Source organism: Ancylobacter sonchi, from assembly GCF_018390695.1.
Lineage (GTDB): Bacteria > Pseudomonadota > Alphaproteobacteria > Rhizobiales > Xanthobacteraceae > Ancylobacter > Ancylobacter sonchi.
The window spans coordinates 49,350-74,741 of the sequence record NZ_JAHBGF010000011.1 but is presented as its reverse complement, the minus strand read 5'-3'; the positions used below and the strand labels follow the sequence as shown (position 1 = coordinate 74,741).

Genomic DNA, 25,392 nt, shown 5'->3' with positions numbered 1-25,392 from the left:
CGGGGAGCCCGGCACGATGAGGGATGGGAGAAACTTCCGTGAGGCCAACGCGTTGCAGAAGGGCTTCCTCGCATCTGCCGTTCGACTCGCACGGGAACTCATCTAGGATGGTGTCATGGATGCAGCCCCGACCGTCGCCCGCTTTCGCGACACGCTCGGCGCCCTTGCGCGCGCGGGCCGGGGGACGCTGCGCGCGGTCGGCGTCGTCGGGCGGGCCGGTCTCGATTATGCGCTGCCGCCGACCTGCATGGCCTGCATGCGCGCGGTGAGCGAACCGGGCGGACTGTGCGCCGGCTGCTGGACGCGGCTCGACTTCATCTCCGCGCCGCTCTGCGAGCGGCTCGGCGTGCCGCTGCGCGAGGGTGACAGCCGGCTGTCGGCGGCGGCGCTGGATCATCCGCCCGCCTATGGACGGGCGCGAGCGGCGGTGTGCTTCGGCGAGGTGGCGCGGGATTTGGTGCACGGCCTTAAATATGCGGATCGCACCGATCTCGCCGACCCACTGGCCGGGCTGATGGCGCGGGCGGGAGTGGAGCTGACCGGCGGCGCCGACGCGCTGGTGCCGGTGCCGCTGCATCCGCGCCGGTTGTTCAAGCGCCGCTTCAACCAGTCGGCGCTGCTGGCGCTCGGCATCGAGCGGCGCAGCGGGGTGCCGATGCGCCCGGGCTGGCTGGCGCGCACCAGGGCGACGACGCCTCAGGTCGGCCTCGACCGCGCGGCGCGGGCGGGCAATGTCGCCGGCGCCTTCGCGGTGCCCGAGACGGCGCGCGGCGAGGTGGCGGGGCGACGCGTCGTGCTGGTCGACGACGTGCTGACCACCGGGGCCACCCTCGACGCCTGCGCCAAGGCACTGCTGCGCGCCGGGGCGGAACGGGTGGACGTGCTGGTGTTCGCGCGGGTTGTTGACGGAATGACGACGCCCATATCATAGAACGATGGCCTCGCACGCGGCGAGCGGGCGGGCCTGCGGGAGAGACGCCATGGCGCAGATCGAGATCTACACTACCTACACCTGCCCCTATTGCCACGCCGCCAAGGACCTGCTGAAGCGCAAGGGCGCTAGCTTCTCCGAGATCAACGTCGCGGGCGATCCGGTGATGCGTTCCACCATGTCCGGTCGTGCCGGCGGCCGCACCAGCGTGCCGCAGATCTTCATCGACGGGAAGCATGTCGGCGGCTGCGACGACCTCTACGCCCTCGACGAGGCCGGCGAACTCGATCCGCTGCTCACCCGCTGACCTTCGCTCGCCTCCAACCGAGTTCCGACCATGACCGCTTCCGCTGCCGACGCCACCTCCCGACCGCTGCATCTCGGCGCGCCCTTCAAGGCGGCGCTGGTGCAGATGCGCACCGCCAAGAGCGTCGCGGCCAATGTCGAGGCGGCGTCCGCGCTGATCCGCGCGGCGGCGGCCGACGGGGCGAGCTATGTGCAGACGCCGGAGATGACCGGCACCATGGAGGAGAACCGGCAGGCGCTGTTCGCCAACCTGCACGAGGAGGAAACCGATCCGGCGCTCGCCGCCTTCCGCGCGCTTGCCAAGGAACTCGGCATCCACCTGCATATCGGTTCGCTGGCGATCAAGGCGGGCTCGCACCGCGCGGCCAACCGTTCGTTCCTGATCGGACCGGACGGCGCGATCGTCGCCCGCTACGACAAGATCCACATGTTCGACGTCGACCTGCCCAATGGCGACGTCTACCGCGAATCCGAAGCCTATCGGCCCGGCGAGGTCGCCGTGCATGCCGAGCTGCCGGAGATCCGCATCGGCCTGACCATCTGCTACGATCTGCGCTTCCCGGCGCTGTTCCGCGCCCTTGCCGAATCGGGCGTGGGCCTGCTCACCGTGCCCGCCGCCTTCACCAAGACGACCGGTGAGGCGCATTGGCACGTGCTGCTTCGCGCCCGCGCCATCGAGACTGGCTCCTTCGTGCTGGCGGCGGCGCAGGGTGGCCTGCATGAGAACGGTCGCGAGACCTTTGGCCATTCGCTGATCATCGACCCGTGGGGCCGCATCCTCGCCGAGACCGGCACCGAGCCGGGCTTCATCGCGGCGGTGATCGACCCGTCGGAGGTGGGCGCGGCGCGCCGGCGCATTCCCTCGCTGGAGAACGGGCGGCGCTTCGAGCTTCTGTCCGAGCCCGGCGGCGGCCGGCTGCATCTGGCGGCGTCGGGCCCGGCGCCGGCGGGAGACGCGGCATGATCCTCTATTCGCTCAGCTGCGAGAAGGAGCACCGTTTCGACAGCTGGTTCCGCGATTCGGCCGCCTATGACGCGCAGAAGGCGCTCGGGCTGGTGACCTGCCCGAGCTGCGGCTCGAGCAAGGTGGAGAAGGCGCTGATGGCGCCGTCGCTGGGGGCCGGCACGCGCAAGCGCGACGACGAAGCGCCGCCCGCCCAGACGCCCGAGCCCATGGTGCCGGAGAAGGTCGCCATCCTGTCCGAGAAGGAGCAGGCGCTGCGGGCCATGCTGCGCGCCGTGCGCGAGCAGGTGGTGAAGAATTCCGACTATGTCGGCGAGGAGTTCGCCACGCTCGCCCGGCAGATGCACGAGGGCGAAGTCGAGCAGCGCTCGATCTACGGCGAGGCGAGCCCCGAGGATGTGCGCTCGCTGATCGAGGACGAGATCGAGGTGATGCCGCTGCCGAACCTGCCGGACGAGCGGAACTGAGGCGCCGGGGCCGCGATGGGCAGCTTGATGAAGACGGCCCGACTGGCGGCGATGGTGCTCGCTCTGGCCTCTACCGTCGCGCCGGCGCGGGCACAGACGGCGGCGCCGGCCCGGCCGCATCTCTACGAGCTGATCGCCCATGAGCCCTATCGCAGCACCTGGAACCGCCTGATCGCACCGGTGCTGAAGAACGACCGCTGGCTGAAGGGTGCGCGCGGCGTCTGGGTGCCGATGGCGCCGGTGTCGCTGAACGGCGTCCACGTCAACATCTACGTGCTGTGCAAGCCGGCCAGCTGCGCGCAGGGCAAGATCAGCGCGATCTTCGAGGCCGACGGGCGCCGGGCCTATGCCGCCTTCCACACCCCCGCTGGCACGCAGATCCTCGGCACGCCGCCGATCGCCGAGCACAGGGCGCTGTTGACGGCGCTCCACTAGCTGCGAAGAGAACAGGCGGGCTCAGCTGCTGGCGGGCGCAGGTGCGGCGATGGCCTTCTCGATTTCCGGTAGCAGGCGGTTACGCAGGCCCTCGGCGTCGATGGGGCCTATATATTTATAGGCGATGCGCCCGTCGCGGCCGATGACGAAGGTTTCCGGTACGCCGTAGACGCCCCATTCGATGGCGGCGCGCCCGTTCGCATCGACGCCCACCGCCGCATAGGGATTGCCGAAGGTGCCGAGGAAGCGGCGGGCGTTGCCGGCGTCGTCCTTATAGTTGAGGCCGACGAGGCGGAAGCCCGGCATCCGCGACAGCTCCACGAGATGGGGATGCTCGTCGCGGCAGGGCACGCACCAGGAGGCGAAGACGTTCAGCACCGTCACCTCCCCCTTGCCGACCGCACCGGCGGGCAGGCCGGGCACGGCAACGCCGTCGCGGGAGAGGCCTTCGAGCGGCGGCAGGTCGAGCGCCGGGGCCGGGCGGCCGATCAGCACCGAGGGTAGGCGGGAAGGATCGCCCGAGAACAGCCGGCCATAGAACAGCACCGCCAGCGCCGCGAACAGCGCCAGCGGCACGAGCAGCAGCAGGCGGCGGCGCAGCGGCGAGCGCGTCTCGGCTGCAGGGCTATCGGCCATCGCCGGCTCCCGTGCCGGAGCGCCGGCGGATGCCGCGCGCTTCCATCGCCGCGAGCCGGCGGCGCACGGCGCGGCCGTCGAGGACGATCCACAGGGCGAGCGCGACAATGGAGAGGGCGCTGGCGCCATAGGCGGCGGCGATGAAGAAAGCGTGGGTATCGGCCATCGGTTGGTTCCGCCCTATGCGTGCACGGCTTCGGCGGCGGTGCGCGCCTCGAGCACGCGGAGCCGGCGGCGCAGGATCTCGGTGCGCATGGCGGCGAGATGCAAGGCGAGCATCAGCAGGGTGAAGCCGACCGCGGTGGCGAAGAGCGGCCACAACAGGCTCGGATGGATGCTCGGGCCGCCCATGCGTAACACCGAGGCCGGCTGGTGCAGCGTGTTCCACCAGTCGACCGAGAACTTGACGATTGGCACGTTGATGAAGCCGACCAGCGTCAACACGGCGGCGGCGCGGCCGGCCTGGTTCGGGTCGTCGATCGCCGAGCGCAGCGCCAGCAGGCCGAGATAGAGCAGCAGCAGCACCAGCATGGAGGTGAGCCGCGCGTCCCATACCCAATAGGTGCCCCACATCGGCCGGCCCCAGAGCGAGCCGGTGAGGAGGCACAGGAAGGCGAACAGCGCTCCGATGGGGGCGAGCGCCTTGTGCGCGACATCGGCCAGCGGATGCCGCCAGACCAGGATGCCGAGCGAAGACAGCGCGAGCAGCGAATAGCCCATCATGGCGAGCCAGGCGAAGGGCACATGGATGTACATGATCCTCACCGTCTCTCCCTGCTGGTAGTCGGCGGGCGCGCGGAAGGCGAGCACGAAGCCGAGGGCGAGGATGAGGACGGCGGCGCCGGCGAGCCACGGCAGCACCCGCCCGGAGAAGGCAAGGAAACGGGTGGGGTTCGCGAGGTCCATCAGCGCCATGGCGCGGTTCTAATCCGCCCCGCGCGGCCGGGCAACACGGCGTGGGTGCGGCGGAACGTGGCGGAACGCGGATGTGAACGCCGGGCTCGCTGGAGCGTGCGCGGGCGACCGACCCCGGAAGGGTGGTGCCACCAGCGGCGGCGGGCAGGGAGAGGCGGTCCGGCGCGGCGCTCGACCTGCCTCAGCGGCGGCGCTGAGCCGCACGGTGGCGGGTCGAGAGATCGCGTAACGTCATGTTGCGATTGGGGAAACGCTCCGGTGGCTTCCGCTTGAGCTCCGGTGCCTGCGGTGGCATCAGGAGGGCGATGGCCATTCGGGTCGTCGCCTGTAACGTCGTCGTGAAACCCTCGTCGCGCGCCTTGTCCGGGCCACATCCGCCCGCTTGAACGGCGCCTCGATTCGAGGCTGGAGATTCGACACCCGTGAAACGCGTCGCCCTTACCATGCTTGCGCTCGCCGCCGCCTCCGCCCTGCCGCAGGTGGGTGCCCAGGCCAAGACAACCGACGAGCAGATGCTGATGCTGGATCCGGCAGCGCGGGTGGAGCAGCGCTGCAATTCGCGCGGCATGGGCGAGATCGGCCGCGAGCACAAGGGCATGCATCCCGACGAGATGGTGGCCTACGCCTATGCCAACACCAAGCTTCACGACCAGCACCTGATCGCCTCGGGCGCGGCGGTGCGCAGCGGCAGTACCTGGTACCACCTGTCCTACAGCTGCGAGACCGCCAATGACGGGATGGACATCAAGTCCTTCTCCTACAAGCTCGGCGAGGCGATCCCCCGTTCCGAGTGGGAAGCGCATTATCTGGTGGCGCCGTAGGCCGGCGCCCGGGATCTGAAGGCGTCGCAAGTCGGTGCCCCCGGCGCGTGATCCCGCGCTTTCCTTGACTTTGCCGCACTCGGCGGTTAGTACCCCGGCATTCTCGCAAGATCCGCGAGCCGTCCCGCCGCCCGGTCCCTGAGGCCGGAGGTCCACGCCCGACAGCGCGATGCGCCCTCGGGCGCGTTCGGCTTTGCGTGGTCTCCGGCGTGAAAATGGAGCCCGAACGCATGTTCGATTCACTGAGCGACCGCCTTGGCGGCATACTCGACCGGCTTAAGAAGCGCGGCGCCCTCACCGAGGCCGACGTCGGCGAAGCCATGCGCGAGGTGCGTCGGGCGCTGATCGAGGCCGACGTGGCGCTCGACGTGGTGCGCTCGTTCACGGACAAGGTGCGCACGCGCGCGGTCGGCGCCGAGGTGGTGAAGTCGGTCACCCCCGGCCAGATGGTGGTGAAGATCGTCCATGACGAGCTCATCGCCATGCTCGGCTCCGACGCCAAGCCGATCGACCTCGAGGCCGCCCCGCCGGTGCCGGTGCTGATGGTCGGCCTGCAGGGCTCGGGCAAGACCACTTCCACCGCCAAGATCGCGCGGCGCCTGAAGGACCGGGCCGGCCGCAAGGTGCTGATGGCCTCGCTCGACACCCGCCGCCCGGCGGCGATGGAGCAGCTGGCCACGCTCGGCAAGCAGGTCGGCGTCGATACGCTGCCGATCGTCGTCGGCCAGTCGGCGGTGCAGATCGCCCGCCGTGCCATGGAGGCCGCCCGGCTCGGCGGCTTCGATGTTGTCATGCTCGACACCGCCGGCCGCGTCACCCTCGACGAGGCGCTGATGGCGGAAGTGGCCGAGGTGAAGGCCGCGACCTCGCCGCACGAGGTACTGCTGGTCGCCGACAGCCTCACCGGCCAGGACGCGGTGAACACTGCCAAGGCCTTCGACGCCCGCGTCGGGCTGACCGGTATCGTGCTGACCCGCGCCGATGGCGATGGGCGCGGCGGCGCCGCGCTCTCCATGCGCGCCGTCACCGGCAAGCCGATCAAGCTGGTCGGCACCGGTGAGAAGATGGACGCGCTGGAGGATTTCGATCCCCGTCGCGTCGCCGGCCGCATCCTCGGCATGGGCGACGTCGTCTCGCTGGTCGAGAAGGCGGTCGAGAACATCGACGCCGAAAAGGCGATGGCCGCTGCCGAGCGGATGCGCAAGGGCAATTTCGATCTGGAAGACCTGCGCATGCAGCTCGAGCAGATGGAAAAGCTCGGCGGCCTCGGCGGGCTGATGGGCATGCTGCCCGGCATCGGCAAGCTGAAGAACCAGATGGCCAGCGCCAATCTCGACGACAAGGTGATCCGCCGCCAGAAGGCGATCATCGATTCGATGACCCGCAAGGAGCGGCGCAACCCGAAGGTGCTCGACGCCTCGCGCCGCAAGCGCATCGCCGCCGGCTCCGGCACCAAGGTCGAAGACGTCAACAAGCTGATGAAGATGCACCGCCAGATGGCGGACATGATGAAGGCGATGGGCGCCTCGGCCGGCGGCAAGCGCGGCGGACCGATGGCCGGCCTCGCCAACATGTTCGGCTTCGGTGGCGGCATGCCCAAGCCAGAGGACCTCGCCAAGCTCGCCGAGAAGATGCCCGGCGGCATGGGTGGCGGCGGGCTTCCCGCGAAATTCCCCGGCAATCTTCCCGGTCTTCCGGGCGGGATGCCGGGCCTCGGCAACAAGCCGGGCGGGCTTCCGGGCCTGCCGGGCTTCCCGCCGAAGAAGAAGTGAGATCGACGCCGGCACGCTGCCGGTTCGGAAATTGAAGACTGAAAGGAAAGACCAATGTCCCTGAAGATCCGTCTCGCCCGTGGTGGCGCCAAGAAGCGTCCCTACTATCGCATCGTCGTCGCCGACTCGCGCTCCCCGCGCGATGGCCGCTTCATCGAGAAGATCGGCACCTTCGATCCGCTGAAGCCGAAGGACGCTGCCGACCGCTTCGTGCTCGATACCGAGAAGGCCAAGGCCTGGCTCGCCAAGGGCGCGCAGCCGACCGACCGCGTCGCCCGCTTCCTCGACTCGCTGGATCTGGTGAAGCGCGAAGCCCGCAACAACCCCGAGAAGGCCGTGCCCGGCAAGAAGGCCCAGGAGCGCGCCGCCGCTGCCGCCAAGGCCGCCGAGGCCGCTGCCGCTGCCGCTTCGGCCGAGTGAGCCGAGCCTTTCCGGCTCCCGGATTTCGATGAACTCTCGACCGCTCCCTTGATAAGGGAGCGGTCGAGATTCAGTTTTATGGTGGTGTCGCGCTCGCGTGGCGGCCACCACGCCGGGCACGCTGTGGGCGTGGCCGGTTTCCTTTCTGCTGCCGACCAACCGGGATTCGCCCATGTCGACCGATCGCGTTCTCCTTGCCCGCATCGGCGCGCCACATGGCGTGCGCGGCGAGGTGCGTCTGTTCGTCTTCGCGCAGGACCCCGAAGCGCTGTTCGACTATGGCGCGCTCACCGACGAGGCCGGCAAACGCCGCTTCGAGATCGTCGCCATGCGTGCGGCGAAGGAGCATTTCGTCGCACGCCTGAAGGGCGTCGACAGCCGCGAGGCGGCCGAGGCGCTCACCAATCAGGGCCTGTTCGTCGCGCGGGAAAATCTGCCGCCGCCGGAGGAGGACGACGACTTCTACCATGCCGACCTGATCGGCCTCGCCGCCGTGACGGCGGAAGGCGAGAGCTTCGGCAAGGTGGTGGCGGTGCATGATTTCGGCGCCGGCGACATTCTCGAGATCGCCCGTCCGCAGGACGACGGCAAGCCCGGCGGCACGGTGATGCTGCCCTTCACCAAGGCGACGGTGCCGGTGGTCGACATCGCCGGCGGCCGCGTGGTGGTCGAGCCGGGCGAATGGGCCGTGGCGACCCGCAAGCCCGACGACGCCGACGAGGGGTAGTCCGCCATGTGGCGCGCCTCGCTCGTCACCATCTTTCCCGACATGTTTCCCGGACCGCTCGGCCTGTCGCTTGCCGGGCGGGCACTGGCGCAGGGCGGCTGGGCGCTCGACACGGTGGATCCGCGCGACCAGGCGACTGACCGCCATCGCTCGGTCGACGACACCCCGGCCGGCGGCGGGCCGGGCATGGTGATGCGCGTCGACGTGCTGGCGCGGGCGGTGGATGCCGCGGCTCCCGAGGGCGATACCCGGCCCCGCCTGCTCATGACGCCACGCGGAAAACCGCTGACCCAGGCGCGGGTGCGCGAACTGGCGGCGGGCGAGGGGGTCGTCATCGTCTGCGGCCGCTTCGAGGGCGTGGACGACCGGCTGGTGGCGGCGCGCGGCCTCGAGGAGGTCAGCGTCGGCGACGTGGTGCTTTCGGGCGGCGAGATCGGCGCGCTGGTGCTGCTCGACGCCTGCGTGCGGCTGCTTCCCGGGGTGATGGGGCATCCGGAGTCCGGCACCGAGGAGAGCTTCTCCGCCGGCCTGCTAGAATACCCGCAATACACGCGGCCGCAGAGCTTCGAGGGGCTGGAGATCCCGGCCATCCTGTCGAGCGGCGACCACGGCAAGGTCGCGAAGTGGCGGCGCGAGCAGGCCGAGGCAGCGACGCGCGAGCGCCGGCCCGACCTGTGGGCGGCGCAGAGCGGACGGCGCGACGGCGGGAGAGGCTAACCCGCCGACTGCGAATAATGCATGACAAGCCGGCCGACATGGCGTATAGGGCGCGCCATCACTGTTCCAACTGAAAACAGCAAGAAGCGGACGGCCGGTGGCCGGCTTGGTCCGTAAGAGGTGATATAATGGTCGATATTATTGGGCAGCTCGACGCCGAGCAGGTCGAGAAGCTTTCCGCCGCCAAGGAAATCCCGGATTTCCAGCCCGGCGATACCGTCATCGTCAATGTGAAGGTGAAGGAAGGCGAGCGCTCGCGCGTTCAGGCCTATGAGGGCGTGGTGATCGCCCGTTCCGGCGGCGGCATCAACGAGAGCTTCACCGTCCGCAAGATTTCCTATGGCGAGGGCGTGGAGCGCGTGTTCCCGCTGTATTCGCCGAACATCGACAGCCTGAAGGTTGTCCGCCGCGGCAAGGTGCGTCGCGCGAAGCTCTATTACCTGCGCGATCGTCGCGGCAAGTCGGCCCGTATCGCCGAGCGCCAGGACAAGAACGCCGGCAAGGGCAAGAAGGGCGCGCCGGTCGCCGCCGAGTGACCCGCATCCTTCGCTAAACGGAACAGACGGAAAAGCCGGGGCATGCCCCGGCTTTTTTGTTACGCGCGGCGGAGGAAGGGCGCGCGCGTATGCCCCGCTCGTCAGATGTGGCGGGCCGCCGTGGGCCTCGACCTGCCAATCTCGCTCCGCTCGGTGCTGATCAGCCTGGTGTCGATCCGGCGGCTGGTGGGCGTGAGAGGGTCGGCGATCATTGGCTGGACGTGCGGCCTGTCGTCGCTCGGGGGGGCGCGGGCACGCGGATGTCACGGGGAGAAGCGGGACTTTCGGCGGCCACGGGGCCTTCGGGCGCCAGTGGCGGTTCCGGTCAGCAATCCTTGATATGCCGTACCTTGGTGCGGGTCTGCTGCTCGACGATGAGAGCGCCGTCGCCGAGCACAGCGGCCTGCATAACCGTGGCGAAGTCCGGCTGACGCTTCATCGGGCAGGTGATCATCGCCGTCTCCACCCTCTCGACCTTCTCGGCCGGGCGGATGGCGGCAAGGTCGACGCGGGTGCGGCTCTCCAACGCCACCGCCATGACGCCGAAGGCGACGATCAGGGCGAAATCGCTCGGGCGCAGAGCGGCGAGGTTCATGGCGTTCCCTCTTCACGCCGTTGCTTCCCCATGCGGGGGAAGGGTGGAGCACGACGTCCTTCACGGTCATATTGATTTGACGTTAGGTTATTTCAACCGCTTTCAGCCGGGTACTTGCTGTAATACTGTATACTGCCGATATGGCTGCTGACGGCAGCGTGACCGCAACCCTTTGCCGGTGCATTGTTCAGTCGGCGGAAAGTTGCTAGAACGGTTCCATGATGAAGTCGGGCACGAGCGGAATTGTCGCACGTCGGACGGTGCAAGCCGTTGCGGATGGCTGCGATGTCGCGCGCCCGGAGGCGCGGCGTCGCCTGCCGACCACCATCGGCTTTGCCGCGGTTCCCGATCATGTGCGGCTGCCGGCGCGGTTTTTCGGTCGCTTCACCGCCTGCGCGGTCGCGGGCCTTAGCTGAGCGCCGCCCGGAACTTCGCCATCCGGCGTCCCACGTTCCCGGCCGTGCGCTGGCCCGCCCCGGGCCGATAGACGACCTTTCCGTTACAATTGCATCCAGCCGAGGATGAGCATGTCCGCTCCCCGCACCCTGTACGACAAGATTTTCGAAGACCACATCGTCGACCGCCAGGAGGACGGCACCTGCCTCCTCTATATCGACCGCCATCTGGTGCATGAGGTCACCTCGCCGCAGGCCTTCGAGGGTCTGCGCGTCGCTGGCCGCAAGGTGCATGCGCCGGAGAAGACCCTCGCCGTGGTCGACCACAACGTGCAGACCAGCGACCGGCGCTTCGGCATCGAGGATCCCGAGAGCCGGATGCAGGTCGAGACGCTGGCCGAGAACACCCGCGACTTCGGCATCGAGTATTTCAACGAGCTCGACAAGCGTCAGGGCATCGTCCACGTGATCGGGCCGGAGCAGGGCTTCACCCTGCCGGGCACCACCATCGTGTGCGGCGACAGCCACACCTCGACGCATGGCGCGTTCGGTGCTCTGGCGCATGGCATCGGCACCTCGGAGGTGGAGCATGTGCTCGCCACCCAGACGCTGATCCAGAAGAAGAGCAAGAACATGCGCGTCACCGTCGACGGCAAGCTGCCCGACGGCGTGACGGCGAAGGATGTGACGCTCGCCATTATCGGCACCACCGGTACCGCCGGCGGCACCGGCTTCGTCATCGAATATGCCGGCGAGGTGTTCCGCAACCTCACCATGGAAGGCCGGATGACGGTCTGCAACATGTCGATCGAGGGCGGTGCCCGCGCCGGCATGGTGGCCCCCGACGAGACCACCTATGCCTATGTGAACGGCCGTCCGCGCGCGCCCAAGGGCGCTGCCTGGGATGCCGCCCGTCGCTACTGGGACACGCTGCGTACCGACGAAGGTGCCTTCTTCGACAAGGAAGTGCGGCTCGACGGAGCGGCGCTGCCGCCGATCGTCTCCTGGGGCACCAGCCCGGAGGACGTGATCTCGGTGGAAGGCCTGGTGCCGGATCCTGAGCTCATCGACGACGAGGGCAAGCGCGAGGCGAAGAAGCGGGCGCTCCACTATATGGGCCTGTCCGCCGGCACGAAGATCACCGACATCGCCATCGACAAGGTGTTCATCGGTTCCTGCACCAATGCCCGCATCGAGGACCTGCGCGCCGTCGCCAAGATCGTGACCGGCTACACGGTGCGCGAGGGCGTGGCCGGCATGATCGTGCCGGGTTCCGGCCTGGTGAAGGAGCAGGCCGAGGCCGAGGGGCTCGACGCCATCTTCAAGGCGGCGGGCTTCGACTGGCGCGAGCCGGGCTGCTCGATGTGCCTCGCGATGAACGCCGACAAGCTCGGCCCGGAGGAGCGCTGCGCCTCCACCTCGAACCGCAATTTCGAGGGCCGGCAGGGCTTCAAGGGCCGTACTCACCTGGTCTCGCCGGCGATGGCGGCGGCGGCGGCGATCGCCGGCCGCTTCGTCGACGTGCGCAGCTGGCGCTACGCGGGCTGAGGACGGCGGCGATGGCTCCGCACCCCTATGCCGATCCCCCGGAGGACGACGCCGTCGAAATCTGGGGCCGGCGCATCGGGCGGGGCCTCGCCATCGCCTGCGGGCTCGGGCTCGCAGCGTATCTCATCGTGACCTATCTGCGCTGAGGCCCGATCCGTGAACATGCTGGCAGAAGACCCGATGGCCTGGCGTCCGGTGAAGGCGCCGACGCTGGCCATGCTGGAAGTGATGGCGGAGGCCGCCTATGCGCGGCTGCCCAAGCGCTTCCGTGACCTGTGCGGCAATCTCGTCATCCAGGTGACGGATTTCCCCACCGACGAGGTCCTCGAGGAGATGGAGGCGGAGACGCCGTTCGATCTCCTCGGCCTGTTCCAGGGTGTGGGGCTCGCGCAGCACTACGAGAGCGCGCCTTTCGCCATGCCCAACATGATCTGGCTCTACCGCCGACCCATCCTCGACTATTGGGCCGAGCACGACGAGACGCTGGGCAAGATCGTGACCCATGTGCTGATCCACGAGATCGGCCACCATTTCGGCCTCTCCGACGACGACATGGAGCGGCTTGAGGACGAGGCAGGTTGAGGGCGGCGGCCCTCACGCACCATCACGGCGCCGCCGCACCGGCGCGCAGGAGACGAGCATGGACAAGTTCACCACCCTGACCGGGGTCGCGGCGCCGCTGCCGCTGGTCAATGTCGACACCGACATGATCATCCCCAAGCAGTATCTGAAGACGATCAAGCGCACCGGCCTCGGCAAGGGCCTGTTCTCCGAACTGCGCTATCTGGAGGACGGCTCGGACAACCCGGATTTCGTGCTCAACAAGCCGGCCTACAAGAAGGCCTCCATCCTGGTGGCGGGCGACAATTTCGGCTGCGGCTCCTCGCGCGAGCACGCGCCCTGGGCGCTGCTCGACCACGGCATACGCTGCGTGATCTCCACCAGCTTCGCCGACATCTTCTACAATAACTGCTTCAAGAACGGCATCCTGCCGATCAAGGTGACGCCCGAGCAGCTCGACGCCCTGTTCGACGACGCCTCGCGCGGCGCCAATGCCATCGTCACGGTGGATCTGGAGAGCCAGACCATCACCGGGCCGGATGGCGGCTCGATCACCTTCGAGGTCGATCCGTTCCGCAAGCACTGCCTGTTGAACGGTCTCGACGACATCGGCCTCACCCAGGTGAAGGCGGACAAGATCCACGACTACGAGGCGAAGCTCGCCGCAGACCGCCCCTGGGCGTGAGGTCGGCGCCGGCGGCGTTCTGGCGTGGTCGCCCGGTCTTTGCCGGGCATCCACGGCTTTTTGCCGCCGACCCGGTTCAGCTGGCGTCGCGCGGGCGGTAAGAAGGAGGGCGTGGCCGGTCCGGCCGCGCCGTTTCCCGGAGCCCCGTCATGCGCCGTCTCATCTCCACCGGTTCCCCCTTCGAAACCGAGGCCGGCTATTCGCGGGCGGTGGTCGATGGCGACGACATCTTCGTCTCCGGCACGACCGGCTACGACTACGCCGCCATGACGCTGCCGGAGAGCGTGCAGGAGCAGGCGCATGGTTGCTTCCGCAACATCGCGGCGACGCTGAAGGAAGCCGGCGCCTCGCTCTCCGACGTGGTGCGGGTGCACTACATCATCACCCGGCCGGAATATGCCGACATCGTCTTCCCGATCTTCGGCCAGTATTTCGGCACCGTGCGGCCGGCGGCGACGCTGATCGTCGCCGGGCTGCTGAAGCCGGAAATGAAGATCGAGATCGAGGTCACGGCGCGCCGTTCCGCCTGAGGCGCATTTTCGCCTTTACAGCCGGGCGCTCCCGGAGTGGAATCGTTCAAAATCAGAACGTGTTCCGGGAGACGCCCCATGTGCCAGATCTTTGCCGGCCAAGACCCCGAAACCTATGAGTTCCAGACCCGCTCGATGCGGATCGGCGGCCATTCCACCTCGATTCGTCTGGAAGCGGCGTTCTGGGCGATTCTGGAACAGGTGGCGGCGCATCAGGGCATGAGTCTGGGCAAGTTCGTCACCAAGCTGCATGACGAGGTGCTGGAGCTGCATGGCGAGGTGCGCAATTTCGCCTCGCTGCTGCGTTGCTCCTGCCTGATCTATCTCGACGAGGTGCGCAGCGCGCCCAAGCCTGCCCGCCCGCGCTATGCCTGCCCGAGCGCCCTGCAGCTGGAAGCCGCCGAATAGCCCTGCCGCGACCGGCGCGGCGGCGCTTGTCGCCGCGCGAGGGCAAGACGCGAGGGCAAGCGACGCTCCTGCAAAACACGTCGTGGCGATGTGTTAGTGGTCTACCACCACTGTCCCCGGCCGAAGCCTAGCATCCTCCCATCGGGCGATGATCGCCGTTTCGGAGGTGTCTTCAGGTGGCCAAGGCCATTCATTCCATGATCCGCGTGCTCGACGAGGCGCGCTCCGTCGATTTCTACGTCAAGGCCTTCGGGCTCGGCATTGCCGACCGCTTCGGCTTCGACGGTTTCACCCTCGTCTATCTGCGCAATGCCGAGGCCGATTTCGAGGTCGAGCTCACCATCAACCACGACCGCACCGAGCCCTATGCGCTGGGCGACGGCTACGGCCACATCGCCTTCGTGGTGGATGATCTCGACGCCGAGCATGCGCGCTTCGAGAGCCTCGGCCTCAAGCCCAATCCGGTGAAGGAATTCTTCCGCGACGGCGCGCTGCTGGCGAAGTTCTTCTTCGTCACCGATCCCGACGGCTACAAGATCGAGGTTCTCCAGAAACACGGTCGCTACCGCTGACGCCCCGTCGGCCGGCCCTCGCGTCCGGTCGACGACGGCCTCATTCCCGCCCGGCCCGAAAGACGCGCCAACGTCTTCGAAAGTCCCGGCGACATCTGCCGACAACAAGAAAACGAACAACCAGGAGGAAACGATGACGACATTGATCGACAGGCGGAGCCCTTCGCGGAGCCCCTCGAACGGCCCCTCGCGCCGAAGCATTCTGGGCATCATGGGCGCCACCGGCGCTCTGATGATCTCCGGCCTCGCGGTGATCAATCCGCGCGAGGCGTGGGGGCTCGAGGTCACCACGCTGAAGCCCGAGACCATGCGCACGCTGATCGTGATGGCGCGCGACGTCTATCCGCACGACAAGCTGGCCGACCGCTTCTACGCCGTCGCCATGAAGCCCTACGAGACCGGCGCCGCCAGCGATCCGGCGTTGAAGGCGCTGGTGGAGGAGGGGGTGATCACTCTCGATACGCTCGCCAAGGCGCGGCACGGCATGCCCTATGCCGATGTCGGCTGGGAGGAGCAGCGCGTCGCCATCCTGCGCGAAATCGAGGAGAGCGCCTTCTTCCAGAAGGTGCGGGGCGGCCTGGTGGTCAGCCTCTACAACCAGGAGGAGGTCTGGCCGGTGTTCGGCTATGAGGGCTCCTCGGCCGACAAGGGCGGCTACATCGACCGCGGCTTCAGCGACATCAGCTGGTTGTGAGGGAGGGAACCAACATGACCGCACCCTTCGATCTCAACGACGATTCCGTGGTCGTCATCGTCGGCTCCGGTGCCGGCGGCGGTACGCTCGGCACCGAGCTCGCCCTCAAGGGCGTCAAGGTGGTGATCCTCGAGGCCGGCAAGCGGCACAACATGGAGGATTTCGTCAATAACGAGTGGGACAGCTTCGCCCAGCTCGCCTGGACCGACATGCGCACGACTTCCGGCTCCTGGCGTGTGCACAAGAACTTCCCCAATCTGCCGGCCTGGATCGTCAAGTCGGTCGGCGGTTCGACGGTGCACTGGGCCGGCGCCTCGCTGCGCTTCCAGGAACACGAGTTCAAGACCCGCACCACCTATGGCGACCTCGACGGGGCGAACCTGCTCGACTGGCCGATCACCCTCGCCGAGCTCGAGCCCTACTACGCCAAGGCCGAGGACAAGATGGGGGTGACGCGCACCAACGGCATTCCCGGCCTGCCCGGCAACAACAATTTCAAGGTGTTCGAGGCGGGGGCGAAGAAGATCGGCTACACCGAGGTGTCGACCGGGCGCATGGCGATCAACAGCCAGCCGCGCCACGACCGCGGCTCCTGCCAGCAGATCGGCTTCTGCTTCCAGGGCTGCAAGTCGGGCGCCAAATGGTCGACGCTGATCGCCGAGATCCCGCGCGGCGAGGACACCGGCAATCTCGAGGTGCGGCCGGAATCGATGGTGCTCAAGATCGAGCACGACGCCTCCGGCAAGGCGACCGGCGTCGTCTATGTCGACAAGGACGGCAAGACCCAGCGCCAGAAGGCCCGCATCGTCGCGGTGGCCGGCAACTCAATCGAGAGCCCGCGCCTTTTGCTGAATTCGGCCAGCAACATGTTCCCGGACGGGCTTGCCAACTCCTCCGGCCAGGTGGGGCGCAACTACATGCGCCACATGACCGGCTCGGTGTACGGCGTCTTCGAGAAGCCGGTGCACATGTATCGCGGCACCACCATGGCCGGCATCGTGCGCGACGAGGCGCCGCTCAATACCAAGCGTGGCTTCGTCGGCGGCTACGAGATGGAGACGCTGTCACTCGGCTTGCCCTTCATGGCCGCCTTCCTCGATCCCGGCGGCTGGGGCCGCTCCTTCACCTCGGCGATGGACGGCTACGTCAACATGGCCGGGCTGTGGATCGTCGGCGAGGACATGCCGCAGGAGACCAACCGCGTCACGCTGAACGCCGCGGTCAAGGACAAGAACGGCATGCCGGTGGCGAACGTGCATTTCGACGACCACCCCAACGACATCGCCATGCGCAACCATGCCTACAAGCAGGGTTCGGCGATGTACGAGTCGGTCGGCGCGGTGCGGACGATGCCGACGCCGCCCTATCCCTCGACGCATAATCTCGGCACCAACCGGATGAGCGAGAAGCCGCGCGACGGCGTCGTCAACAAGCACGGCCAGACGCACGACGTCCCCAACCTGTTCGTCTCGGACGGCAGCCAGTTCACCACCGGCGGCGCGGAGAACCCGACGCTGACCATCGTGGCGCTGGCGATCCGGCAGGCCGACTTCATCGCCGGCGAAATGTCGAAGAATTCGATCTGACGGGTTCCCCCCGCAGTCCTTGCGAGGACCGCTGCGCCAGCGGACCCCTGGCGCCCCAAAACTTGTGGCCGGGCATGTCCCGGCCACACTTGTTTGCGGGTCCACCCCGGTTCGCACGGCGCTGCCGTTGCGTCGCGCTTGCCAGCCGCGACGCCAGCCATTAGCACTCGCTCGCCCAAGAATTCAGCCCCAGCACAGCAGGCGAGAGACCCACATGGCCACCCACAAGCTCCTCCTCCTTCCCGGCGACGGCATCGGCACCGAAGTGATGGCGCAGGTGAAGCGGGTGCTCGCCTTCCTTGAGCAGCAGGGGCTCGCCTCCTTCGCCATCGAGGAGGACCTCGTCGGCGGTGCTGCCTATGACCAGTGCGGCCTGCCGATCTCCGAGGAGGCGATGAAGCGCGCCTTTGCCGCCGACGCGATCCTGCTCGGCGCGGTCGGCGGTCCGAAATGGGCCAACGTCCCCTACGAGGCCCGTCCGGAGGCCGGCCTGCTGCGGCTGCGCAAGGACCTGCAACTGTTCGCCAATCTGCGCCCGGCGCTGTGCTATCCGGCGCTCGCCGATGCCTCCAGCCTCAAGCGCGAGCTGGTCGAGGGGCTCGACATCCTGATCGTGCGCGAGCTCACCGGCGGCGTGTATTTCGGCGAGCCCAAGACCATCACCGACCTCGCCGATGGCCAGAAGCGGGGCGTCGATACCCAGGTCTACGAATCCTACGAGATCGAGCGGATCGCCCGCGTCGCCTTCGAACTCGCCCGCACCCGCCGCAACAAGGTGGTGTCCGCCGAGAAGCACAATGTGATGAAGACCGGCGTGCTCTGGAAGCAGGTGGTCAGCGAGGTGCACGGCTCGGACTACGCCGACGTGTCGCTGGAGCACCAGCTGGCCGATTCGTGCGCCATGCAGCTGGTGCGCGCACCCAAGCAGTTCGACGTGCTGGTGACCGATAACCTGTTCGGCGACATCCTGTCCGACGTGGCGGCGATGCTGACCGGCTCGCTCGGCATGCTGCCCTCCGCCTCGCTCGGCGGCGTGGAAGAGCTGACCGGCAAGCGCCGCGCGCTCTACGAGCCGGTGCATGGCGCCGCGCCCGACATCGCCGGCAAGGGCCTCGCCAATCCAATCGCCATGATCGGCTCGCTCGCCATGGCGCTGCGCTACTCCTTCGGCCAGGGCGACCTCGCCGACCGCATCGAGAAGGCGATCGCCGGCGTGCTGGCCAAGGGCTACCGCACCAACGACATCAAGTCGGAAGGCACGACCGTGGTCGGCACCGAGGGCATGGGCGACGCGATCCTCGCCGAGCTGGCTGCCTGAGCCCGGTCTAGATCGCCGCTCTGACACGAAAAAGCCCGGCCGTCGGACTGACGGCCGGGCTTTTTTCATTTTGCCCGGAGTATTGGCCGCCTCACGCGCTCCGCGAGGCGATCCGGCTCAGCGCGGCAGTTCGAACGGGCCGGGCAGCGGCCAGCGGGTGCCGGTGATGGTGCTGTCGGTGCCGTAGCTCGGGAAGCGGAAATTGTTCAGCCCGACATAGTTGAGGTCGCGGCTGGTGCCGGGACGCACATTCGGGCCGGGATCGAGATAGGAGCGCTCCGGCAGCTTGCGGATGGTGAGCCGGGTCGAATCCTGCGCGGCGGCGGGCAGCGCCGCGAAAGCGGAGCCGGCTACGGCAAGGGCAAGAGCGAGCGGGATGAAACGCATGTGAACCTCCGGGCGACGCATCCGGCATCGCTCAGCGACGCTTACGTCACCCTCAAGATGGAGACAAGCCGGGCGCACGTCGAGATGGGGGAAGGATTAATTCCGCCTTTCGGCGATGAAACGTGCCGCTTCCTGGAGAAGTGTGGCCCGTGTGCCGAAGCCGGCGAGGGCGGTATGGGCATCCTCGACCAGCTTTGCGAGCTCGGCCCGCGCGCCGTCGATGCCGAGCAGCTCGACGAAGGTGGCCTTGCCGGCGGCGCTGTCCTTGCCGACCGCCTTGCCGACGGCGGCCGCGTCGCCCTCGACGTCGAGCAGGTCGTCGGCGATCTGGAAGGCGCGGCCGATGGCGCGGGAATAGGCGCGAAGTTGCGCCGTCTCGGCGGGCGAGGCGCGGCCCAGCAGGGCGCCGGCCTCGCAGGCATGGCGTAGCAGGGCGCCGGTCTTCAGTTCCTGCAGGCGGGCGACGCCGGCGAGGTCCGGGGCCGGGCGGCCGGCATCGGCGAAGCGGCCCTCGGCGGCGAGGTCCAGCATCTGGCCGCCGACCATGCCCTCGCCGCCGGCGGCACGGGCGAGCGCCGCCACCAGCGCGATTCGCACCGCCGGGTCGGGGTCGGCGGCCGGCTCGGCGAGCAGTTCAAAGGCGAGGGTGAGCAGGCCGTCGCCGGCAAGGATGGCGGTGGCCTCGTCATAGGCGCGGTGGACGGTCGGCTGGCCGCGGCGCAGATCGTCGTCGTCCATGGCCGGCAGGTCGTCATGCACCAGCGAATAGCAGTGGATGCATTCAAGCGCGGTGGCAGCCGGCAGCGCTCGCGTCATCGGTACGCCGAACAGCGCCGCGCTCTCGACCACCAGGAACGGCCGCAGCCGCTTGCCGCCGGCCAGCGCGGCGTGGCGCATCGCGCGGGTGAGGCGGTCACTGACCGGTTGAGCGCGGGCGATCGCCCGTTCGAGCTCGGCGGCGACGGCCTCCGCGCAGCGGGAGAGCGCGTCGGCGAGCGTTGCGGCGGGGCGGTCGGTATCGGTCATGATGCGCATCCGGCTGATGCGGGGTTGCGTGCCCGAGCCGGAAGCCGCGGTCAAGCGGTGCAGGTGCGGCGCAGCGGCTCCACCGGGCGGGGCGAACCGCGCGCCTTGCGGGCAGGGGAAAGCGGGGGCTGGGGAGCGTCCGTTCCAGCCTATTGAAACTAGGACGCTTTCCCGCGCTTCGGAGGTTTCCTCCCACGGCAAAGGGCTCTAGGTTTCGAGCGGTACGCAAAGGGAGCGGGGATGCGTCGGCTGGTATCATGGATCTGGAAGGCGGCGCTCGTCGTCGTTCTGGTGCCGCTGGTATTGGGCCTCGTCTATACGGCGGTCGATCCGGTCTCCACCCTGATGCTGGCCCGGCGGGTGACCGGCGAGCGGGTCGAGCAGAACTGGGTGCCGCTGGACGCGATCGCGCCGGTGCTGGTGCGGAGCGTTCTGGCCTCCGAGGATGCTCGCTTCTGCCAGCACAACGGCATCGATCTTGTCGAACTGCAGAACGTGATGGACACCGCCGAGGATGGCGAGCCGGCGCGAGGCGCCTCGACGATCACCATGCAGCTCGCCAAGAACCTGTTCCTGTGGAACGGGCGCAGCTTCATCCGCAAGGGGCTGGAGATGTCGTTGGCGCTCTATCTCAATGCCGTCATGAGCAAGCGGCGGCAGATCGAGATCTATCTCAACATCGCCGAATGGGGGCCGAACGGCGAGTTCGGCGCCGAGGCGGGGGCGCAGCGAGCCTTCAATATCCCGGCGGTGCGGCTTAGTCCGCGCCAGGCGGCGCTGCTGGCGGTGATGCTGCCGAATCCACATCGGCGCGACGCCGCCAAGCCCGGTCCCGGCCTGTCGCGCCTCGCCTCGCGGCTGCAGGCGCGGCTGCCGCGCGAGGGGACCGAGCTTACCCAATGCCTCGGATTGTAGCCGTGTCTTGGCGACGGCTTGAAAAGCTTGGCCCGCAGGTTGCAGTTTCGGGCCCGCCCCCCTTTCACTCGCGCGCATGAGTCTGTATAAGCCGCCACTCGAAATACGAGCTACCCGGCGCCGGCGCCCTCGGAGACCCGAGGCAAGCCAAGACAGGACCGCCGGCACAGGAGTTGAGACAATGGCCGTTCCGAAGAAGAAAACCAGCCCGTCGCGTCGTGGCATGCGCCGCTCGGCCGATGCCCTCGCCAAGCCGACCTATATCGAGGACAAGGATTCCGGCGAGCTGCGCCGTCCGCACCACCTCGACCTCAAGACCGGCATGTACAAGGGCCGGCAGGTGCTGAAGGTCAAGGCTGAGGCCTGAGTGCTGGGCGGCTTCGTCCGCCCTGCCGACCATCATGTGAGAATTCGAAAAGCGCGGCCGGCAGCGGCCGCGCTTTTTGTCATGTGCCAGCTCTGCCGGCTTGCGCCGTCCCGGAGGCTGGCGCATCGTTCACGTCTTCAAGAACCATTCGCTGCCGCGTCGATTCGGGCGGCGGCGGGCGCGTGCCGGTTGCGCGCGAGGGGCGAAGTCGAGGGGCGGGCGGCGGTTATGGGAGCGGCGGGTGCTGATGTCTGACGCGGCGGGCGCAACCGTGCCGGATTTCGGTGACATAGCCACGCTGAACGAGATCGTGCGCCGTCACGAGTCCACCGGCAGCGCCGCCTATGAATGGCGCCTTGCGGATGATCGCCTGCAATGGAGCCCGTCGGCGGCAGCCTTTCTCGGCGCCGATGTCGAGCGCGAGCTGGCCAGCGGCCGGTCCTATGCGGCGCTCGTCCTGCCCGGCAGCGGGCGCGGGCGCGCGGAGGCGGTGGAGGCCTGTCTTTCCGCCGGGCTTGCCGGCGAGCCCCAGCAGTTTCACATACGCTACAGCATCCGGGTGGACGGCGATGAGGGGCCGCGCGACCTGCATCTGGTCGACCGGGGGATCTGCCATTTCGATGCCGAGGGACGGGTGGACCGCGTGCTGGGCCTGATCACCCCTGACGAGACGGGCGCCGTGCCGCCGGCCATGGCGGCGCCGGCGCATGTTCTGCCCAATGCCGGTTCCGGCCGGCGGCCGCTGGCGATGCTGGTGAAGGACTGGCTCGACGGTGCCATGAGCTCCGGCGGCAGTTTCGGCGTGGTGCTGGTCGGCATCGACGACCTGCCGCGACTGAACGACAACTATGGATTCGCCACTGTCGACGAGGTGATCGAGATCTTCCGCCGCCGGCTGCGGGGCGAGCTTGCCGAGGGCGAGGCCATGGGCCGGTTCTCGGTCGGCAGCTTCGGCCTGCTGCTGCGGCTGTCTCCGGGCGAGGATCTCGCCGAGCGCGTCTGTTCCATCGTCGACGCGATGAATGCGCGGCCGCCGCGTACCGAGCAGGGTGCGGTCGCCGCTGCCGTCACCGCCGGTGCGCTGACCGCGCCGCAGCAGGCGGCAACCCCCGCCGATGTGTTCCGTCGCGTTCAGGACGCGTTGTATCAGGCGCGCCATGGCAGCCGCGGCAGCTTCGCCGTCTTCCAGCCCGCCTTCGACCGCGCGGCGGAGCATCGCGCCAATCTCCAGTTCGCCGACAATATCGTCCGCGCCCTCGACGAAGGCCGGGTGGGCCTCGCCTTCCAGCCGGTGGCGGCGTCGCGCGACCGTCGCATCGCCTTTCACGAAGCGCTGGTGCGGGTGCGGGGCAGCGACGGCTATGTGCTCAATGGCGCGGCGGTGATTCCCACCGCCGAACGCTTCGGCCTCACCGGCCTGATCGACCGGCGCACGCTGCAGCTGGCCTTTGCCGCGCTCGCCGACGACCCGCAGCTGGTGCTGTCGGTCAATGTCTCGCCGCCCAATCTCGACGATGGCGGCTGGATCGGGCTGATGGAGAGCCATGTCGGCGACGGGCTGTGCCAGCGGCTGATCATCGAGATCACCGAGAGCGCGCGGCTGGTCGATATCGGCCATGTCCGGCGGCGCATCGACTGGTTGCACAGGCTTGGCTGCCGGGTGGCGATCGACGATTTCGGCGTCGGCTACACCTCATTCCGCAGCCTGCGCGAACTCTGCGTCGACATGTTGAAGATCGATGGCAGCTTCGTCAGCGGGCTGATCCAGTCGGAGCCCGATCGCCATTTCGTGCGGTCGCTGGTCGAACTCGCCACCAATCTCGGGCTGACCACGGTAGCGGAATGGGTGCTCGACGAGCCGACGGCACGCCGGCTCGACGAATGGGGCTGCACCTATCTGCAGGGTGAACTGATCGGCCTTGCCGCCCCGCAGCCGCTGCGCGTCTGATCGCGCGCAGCCGGCCGGCACGCGATCCCGATGGAATGGCTCCGGCGAGTTTGTCGCTTCGGCCGATCTATTTCTTCGGTTCGGTGTCGCCGATCCGGTCGAGGCGCTTCTGCATCTCGGCGACCTGCCGCTTCAGCTCATCGAAATCGTCGGTCTTGGTCGCGGGGGCGGTGGGGGTAGCCTCCTCGCGGGCATTGGGCAGGAACATCTTGAAGGTGCGGTCGAAGATGTCGATGTTGCGCCGCACCTGTTCTTCCATGGCGCCGAAGCCGCCAGTGGGGAAGCCGCCCACGCCGAAGGTCTTGGCGAACTGCTCGCGGAACTTCTCCTGGTCGCGGGTGAAATTCTCGATCGACATGTCCAGGTACCGAGGAACCAGCATCTGCATGCTGTCGCCGTAGAAACGGATGATCTGGCGCAGGAAGTTGATGGGGAGCAGATTCTGGCCCTTGCCCTCCTGCTCGAAGATGATCTGGGTCAGCACGGAATGAGTGATGTCTTCGCCGGATTTGGCGTCGTAGACGACGAAATCCTCGCCGTTCTTCACCATCAGGGCCAGATCTTCGAGCGTGACGTAGGTGCTCGTTCCGGTGTTGTAGAGCCGGCGGTTGGCGTATTTCTTGATGGTCACGGGTTCGTTGGACTTGGCCATAGGATCCGCTTGCCTTGTTGATTTCCGCTTAAAAACTCTAGGGCGTTTCCGAACTGAGAGCTACAGGATTATCGGCGGAGGTAGCCCCCTGCAACGTCTGGTATAACAGGGATGGCCTCCGGGCGGGCATTGACATGCGTCATACGACGTCACCACGATATCCCTACATTGGTTCCAGCCCTGCGCGGGGCTCCCACCCGTGCCCACTCTGCTTCCTATCGGAGGACGTTCACACATGAAGGACGGCATCGTCATCGTCGGCGCCGCACGCACGCCCGTCGGCGCGTTCAACGGAGCGCTTTCCTCCCTGCCGGCACATGAACTCGGCAAGATCGCCATCACCGCGGCGCTGGAGCGGGCCGGCGTCGCGCCCGGCGAGGTGAGCGAAACCATCATGGGCCAGATCCTCACCGCCGGCGCCGGCCAGAACCCGGCGCGCCAGGCGTCGGTGGCCGCCGGCATCCCGGTGGAGAGCCCGGCCTGGGGCGTGAACCAGCTGTGCGGCTCGGGCCTGCGCGCCGTGGCGCTCGGCTTCCAGGCGATCGCCAATGGCGACAGCGACATCGTCGTCGCCGGCGGCCAGGAATCGATGAGCCAGGCCCCGCACTGCGCCAATCTGCGCAACGGCACCAAGATGGGGTCGCTCGAAATGGTCGACACCATGATCAAGGACGGCCTGTGGGACGCCTTCAACGGCTACCACATGGGCACCACCGCCGAGAACGTGGCGCGCCAGTGGCAGATCACCCGCGAGCAGCAGGACGCGTTTGCCGTCGCCTCGCAGAACAAGGCCGAGGCGGCGCAGAAGGCCGGCCGCTTCAAGGACGAGATCGTCCCGGTCACCATCTCGACCCGCAAGGGCGACATCGTGGTGGCGGACGACGAATATCCCCGCCACGGCGCCACCATCGATTCGATGACCAAGCTGCGCCCGGCCTTCTCCAAGGACGGCACCGTCACCGCCGGCAACGCCTCGGGCATCAATGACGGCGCCGCCGCCATCGTGCTGATGAGCGCAGAGACCGCTGCGGCGCGGGGCGCCAAGCCGATCGGCCGCATCGTTTCCTGGGCGCAGGCGGGCGTTGATCCGGCGATCATGGGCTCGGGCCCGATCCCGGCGTCGCGCCGCGCGCTGGAAAAGGCGGGCTGGACGGTGGCCGATCTCGACCTCGTCGAGGCCAACGAGGCCTTCGCCGCCCAGGCCTGCGCGGTGAACAAGGACCTCGGCTGGGACACCTCGAAGGTGAACGTCAATGGCGGCGCCATCGCCATCGGCCACCCGATCGGCGCCTCCGGCGCGCGCATCCTCACCACGCTGCTCTACGAGATGCAGAAGCGCGATGCCAAGAAGGCGCTCGCCACGCTGTGCATCGGCGGCGGCATGGGCATTGCGATGTGCATCGAGCGCGACTGACGCTCGCTAGCCGGCGGCGTACCCCCGTCGCCGGCCCTCGGCAGCCGGATCAGCCAGGACGGGCTGGATTGGGACGGCCAGCCATGCGGAAATAGAGGTCGGGCAAGCATCTGGGTCGCTTGTCGATCGACAAAAACGACGTAC

At 68.1% G+C, this 25,392-nt stretch carries 33 protein-coding genes; 26 read left to right on the top strand and 7 right to left on the bottom strand.

The window, feature by feature from the left end; genetic code table 11:
* Positions 1–115 precede the first annotated feature (115 nt).
* From KHC28_RS03835 to KHC28_RS03815, 5 genes are read left to right on the top strand one after another with little or no spacing between them, the layout of a single operon-like run.
* Complete coding sequence (locus KHC28_RS03835) at positions 116–931, top strand: ComF family protein (protein ID WP_214007009.1); 816 nt, start codon at positions 116–118, stop codon at positions 929–931.
* Between the two features lie 49 nt (positions 932–980).
* Entirely contained in the window at positions 981–1,238 is a 258-nt protein-coding gene (gene grxC / locus KHC28_RS03830; protein WP_214007008.1) for a glutaredoxin 3, read from the top strand.
* Between the two features lie 30 nt (positions 1,239–1,268).
* Positions 1,269–2,201: a carbon-nitrogen hydrolase family protein gene (locus tag KHC28_RS03825; RefSeq protein ID WP_214007007.1), complete on the top strand. Its 933-nt coding sequence runs from the start codon at positions 1,269–1,271 to the stop codon at positions 2,199–2,201.
* Positions 2,198–2,668 carry a DUF1178 family protein gene (locus KHC28_RS03820; RefSeq protein ID WP_214007006.1) on the top strand — a complete coding sequence of 157 codons (471 nt, stop codon included), beginning with the start codon at positions 2,198–2,200 and terminating at the stop codon, positions 2,666–2,668. Before KHC28_RS03825 ends, KHC28_RS03820 begins: the two co-directional genes overlap by 4 nt.
* A 27-nt stretch (positions 2,669–2,695) precedes the next feature.
* Entirely contained in the window at positions 2,696–3,103 is a 408-nt protein-coding gene (locus tag KHC28_RS03815; RefSeq protein WP_214007005.1) for an Ivy family c-type lysozyme inhibitor, read from the top strand.
* 21 nt (positions 3,104–3,124) lie between these two features.
* Here KHC28_RS03815 and KHC28_RS03810 read toward each other — a convergent pair whose 3' ends face one another.
* Genes KHC28_RS03810 through KHC28_RS03800 form a run of 3 tightly spaced genes read right to left on the bottom strand, consistent with a single transcriptional unit; the run spans position 3,125 to position 4,654 of the window.
* Positions 3,125–3,739 (bottom strand): DsbE family thiol:disulfide interchange protein, encoded by a 615-nt coding sequence (locus tag KHC28_RS03810; protein WP_214007004.1) that lies wholly within the window; start codon positions 3,737–3,739, stop codon positions 3,125–3,127.
* Positions 3,729–3,905 (bottom strand): heme exporter protein CcmD, encoded by a 177-nt coding sequence (ccmD, locus tag KHC28_RS03805; RefSeq protein WP_214007003.1) that lies wholly within the window; start codon positions 3,903–3,905, stop codon positions 3,729–3,731. The genes KHC28_RS03810 and ccmD overlap by 11 nt, the downstream gene beginning before the upstream one ends.
* A gap of 14 nt (positions 3,906–3,919) precedes the next feature.
* Positions 3,920–4,654: a heme ABC transporter permease gene (locus KHC28_RS03800; RefSeq protein ID WP_214007002.1), complete on the bottom strand. Its 735-nt coding sequence runs from the start codon at positions 4,652–4,654 to the stop codon at positions 3,920–3,922.
* A gap of 422 nt (positions 4,655–5,076) precedes the next feature.
* Here KHC28_RS03800 and KHC28_RS03795 point away from each other — a divergent pair, with 422 nt between their 5' ends.
* The 6 genes from KHC28_RS03795 (at position 5,077) to rplS (ending at position 9,647) form a co-directional block, all read left to right on the top strand.
* Entirely contained in the window at positions 5,077–5,475 is a 399-nt protein-coding gene (locus KHC28_RS03795) for a DUF930 domain-containing protein (protein WP_312893073.1), read from the top strand.
* A gap of 230 nt (positions 5,476–5,705) precedes the next feature.
* Positions 5,706–7,247: a signal recognition particle protein gene (ffh, locus tag KHC28_RS03790; protein ID WP_214007001.1), complete on the top strand. Its 1,542-nt coding sequence runs from the start codon at positions 5,706–5,708 to the stop codon at positions 7,245–7,247.
* Between the two features lie 54 nt (positions 7,248–7,301).
* Positions 7,302–7,667 (top strand): 30S ribosomal protein S16, encoded by a 366-nt coding sequence (rpsP, locus tag KHC28_RS03785; protein WP_214007000.1) that lies wholly within the window; start codon positions 7,302–7,304, stop codon positions 7,665–7,667.
* Between the two features lie 172 nt (positions 7,668–7,839).
* Positions 7,840–8,394, top strand: coding sequence for a ribosome maturation factor RimM (gene rimM / locus KHC28_RS03780; RefSeq protein ID WP_214006999.1), 555 nt, complete (start codon positions 7,840–7,842; stop codon positions 8,392–8,394).
* 6 nt (positions 8,395–8,400) lie between these two features.
* Positions 8,401–9,111 carry a tRNA (guanosine(37)-N1)-methyltransferase TrmD gene (gene trmD / locus KHC28_RS03775; RefSeq protein WP_214006998.1) on the top strand — a complete coding sequence of 237 codons (711 nt, stop codon included), beginning with the start codon at positions 8,401–8,403 and terminating at the stop codon, positions 9,109–9,111.
* 128 nt (positions 9,112–9,239) lie between these two features.
* Positions 9,240–9,647 (top strand): 50S ribosomal protein L19, encoded by a 408-nt coding sequence (gene rplS / locus KHC28_RS03770; RefSeq protein WP_214006997.1) that lies wholly within the window; start codon positions 9,240–9,242, stop codon positions 9,645–9,647.
* A gap of 325 nt (positions 9,648–9,972) precedes the next feature.
* On the opposite strand, the gene KHC28_RS03765 is transcribed toward rplS, so the two are convergent.
* The gene (locus KHC28_RS03765) at positions 9,973–10,242 is read right to left on the bottom strand and encodes a hypothetical protein (protein ID WP_246564267.1); all 270 of its coding nucleotides are present in this window, start codon (positions 10,240–10,242) and stop codon (positions 9,973–9,975) included.
* Between the two features lie 218 nt (positions 10,243–10,460).
* On the opposite strand from KHC28_RS03765, the gene KHC28_RS03760 reads away from it, so the two are divergent.
* The 11 genes from KHC28_RS03760 to leuB all read left to right on the top strand — a co-directional run bounded on the left by KHC28_RS03760 (position 10,461) and on the right by leuB (position 18,539).
* Positions 10,461–10,658, top strand: coding sequence for a hypothetical protein (locus tag KHC28_RS03760; RefSeq protein ID WP_214007295.1), 198 nt, complete (start codon positions 10,461–10,463; stop codon positions 10,656–10,658).
* Positions 10,659–10,769: 111 nt separating this feature from the next.
* The gene (leuC, locus tag KHC28_RS03755; protein WP_214006996.1) at positions 10,770–12,185 is read left to right on the top strand and encodes a 3-isopropylmalate dehydratase large subunit; all 1,416 of its coding nucleotides are present in this window, start codon (positions 10,770–10,772) and stop codon (positions 12,183–12,185) included.
* Positions 12,186–12,196: 11 nt separating this feature from the next.
* Positions 12,197–12,331, top strand: a complete 135-nt coding sequence (locus tag KHC28_RS27650; protein WP_255607729.1) for a hypothetical protein — start codon at positions 12,197–12,199, stop codon at positions 12,329–12,331.
* A 16-nt stretch (positions 12,332–12,347) separates the two neighbouring features.
* Positions 12,348–12,767 carry a metallopeptidase family protein gene (locus KHC28_RS03750; RefSeq protein WP_230363672.1) on the top strand — a complete coding sequence of 140 codons (420 nt, stop codon included), beginning with the start codon at positions 12,348–12,350 and terminating at the stop codon, positions 12,765–12,767.
* A 58-nt stretch (positions 12,768–12,825) separates the two neighbouring features.
* The gene (gene leuD, locus KHC28_RS03745; RefSeq protein ID WP_214006995.1) at positions 12,826–13,431 is read left to right on the top strand and encodes a 3-isopropylmalate dehydratase small subunit; all 606 of its coding nucleotides are present in this window, start codon (positions 12,826–12,828) and stop codon (positions 13,429–13,431) included.
* Between the two features lie 149 nt (positions 13,432–13,580).
* Positions 13,581–13,961 carry a RidA family protein gene (locus KHC28_RS03740; protein ID WP_214006994.1) on the top strand — a complete coding sequence of 127 codons (381 nt, stop codon included), beginning with the start codon at positions 13,581–13,583 and terminating at the stop codon, positions 13,959–13,961.
* Between the two features lie 78 nt (positions 13,962–14,039).
* The gene (locus tag KHC28_RS03735; RefSeq protein ID WP_214006993.1) at positions 14,040–14,369 is read left to right on the top strand and encodes a ribbon-helix-helix domain-containing protein; all 330 of its coding nucleotides are present in this window, start codon (positions 14,040–14,042) and stop codon (positions 14,367–14,369) included.
* Between the two features lie 176 nt (positions 14,370–14,545).
* On the top strand, positions 14,546–14,941 hold the full coding sequence (locus KHC28_RS03730; RefSeq protein ID WP_214006992.1) for a VOC family protein: 396 nt from the start codon (positions 14,546–14,548) through the stop codon (positions 14,939–14,941).
* Between the two features lie 133 nt (positions 14,942–15,074).
* Positions 15,075–15,635: a Twin-arginine translocation pathway signal gene (locus KHC28_RS03725; protein ID WP_214006991.1), complete on the top strand. Its 561-nt coding sequence runs from the start codon at positions 15,075–15,077 to the stop codon at positions 15,633–15,635.
* A gap of 14 nt (positions 15,636–15,649) precedes the next feature.
* Positions 15,650–17,221 (top strand): GMC family oxidoreductase, encoded by a 1,572-nt coding sequence (locus tag KHC28_RS03720; RefSeq protein WP_214006990.1) that lies wholly within the window; start codon positions 15,650–15,652, stop codon positions 17,219–17,221.
* Positions 17,222–17,435: 214 nt separating this feature from the next.
* Complete coding sequence (gene leuB, locus KHC28_RS03715) at positions 17,436–18,539, top strand: 3-isopropylmalate dehydrogenase (protein WP_214006989.1); 1,104 nt, start codon at positions 17,436–17,438, stop codon at positions 18,537–18,539.
* 117 nt (positions 18,540–18,656) lie between these two features.
* Here leuB and KHC28_RS03710 read toward each other — a convergent pair whose 3' ends face one another.
* On the bottom strand, positions 18,657–18,926 hold the full coding sequence (locus tag KHC28_RS03710) for a hypothetical protein (protein ID WP_214006988.1): 270 nt from the start codon (positions 18,924–18,926) through the stop codon (positions 18,657–18,659).
* Between the two features lie 96 nt (positions 18,927–19,022).
* On the bottom strand, positions 19,023–19,952 hold the full coding sequence (locus KHC28_RS03705; protein ID WP_214006987.1) for a polyprenyl synthetase family protein: 930 nt from the start codon (positions 19,950–19,952) through the stop codon (positions 19,023–19,025).
* 240 nt (positions 19,953–20,192) lie between these two features.
* On the opposite strand from KHC28_RS03705, the gene mtgA reads away from it, so the two are divergent.
* The 3 genes from mtgA (at position 20,193) to KHC28_RS03690 (ending at position 23,182) form a co-directional block, all read left to right on the top strand.
* Positions 20,193–20,867, top strand: coding sequence for a monofunctional biosynthetic peptidoglycan transglycosylase (gene mtgA, locus KHC28_RS03700; protein WP_214006986.1), 675 nt, complete (start codon positions 20,193–20,195; stop codon positions 20,865–20,867).
* A gap of 181 nt (positions 20,868–21,048) precedes the next feature.
* Positions 21,049–21,234 (top strand): 50S ribosomal protein L32, encoded by a 186-nt coding sequence (rpmF, locus tag KHC28_RS03695; protein WP_018387408.1) that lies wholly within the window; start codon positions 21,049–21,051, stop codon positions 21,232–21,234.
* Between the two features lie 247 nt (positions 21,235–21,481).
* Positions 21,482–23,182 carry an EAL domain-containing protein gene (locus KHC28_RS03690; RefSeq protein ID WP_246564305.1) on the top strand — a complete coding sequence of 567 codons (1,701 nt, stop codon included), beginning with the start codon at positions 21,482–21,484 and terminating at the stop codon, positions 23,180–23,182.
* Between the two features lie 67 nt (positions 23,183–23,249).
* Here KHC28_RS03690 and phaR read toward each other — a convergent pair whose 3' ends face one another.
* Positions 23,250–23,834 carry a polyhydroxyalkanoate synthesis repressor PhaR gene (gene phaR / locus KHC28_RS03685; protein WP_214006984.1) on the bottom strand — a complete coding sequence of 195 codons (585 nt, stop codon included), beginning with the start codon at positions 23,832–23,834 and terminating at the stop codon, positions 23,250–23,252.
* Between the two features lie 235 nt (positions 23,835–24,069).
* Between phaR and KHC28_RS03680 the strand changes: the two genes are divergently transcribed.
* Positions 24,070–25,248 carry an acetyl-CoA C-acetyltransferase gene (locus tag KHC28_RS03680; protein ID WP_214006983.1) on the top strand — a complete coding sequence of 393 codons (1,179 nt, stop codon included), beginning with the start codon at positions 24,070–24,072 and terminating at the stop codon, positions 25,246–25,248.
* Positions 25,249–25,392: the final 144 nt, after the last annotated feature.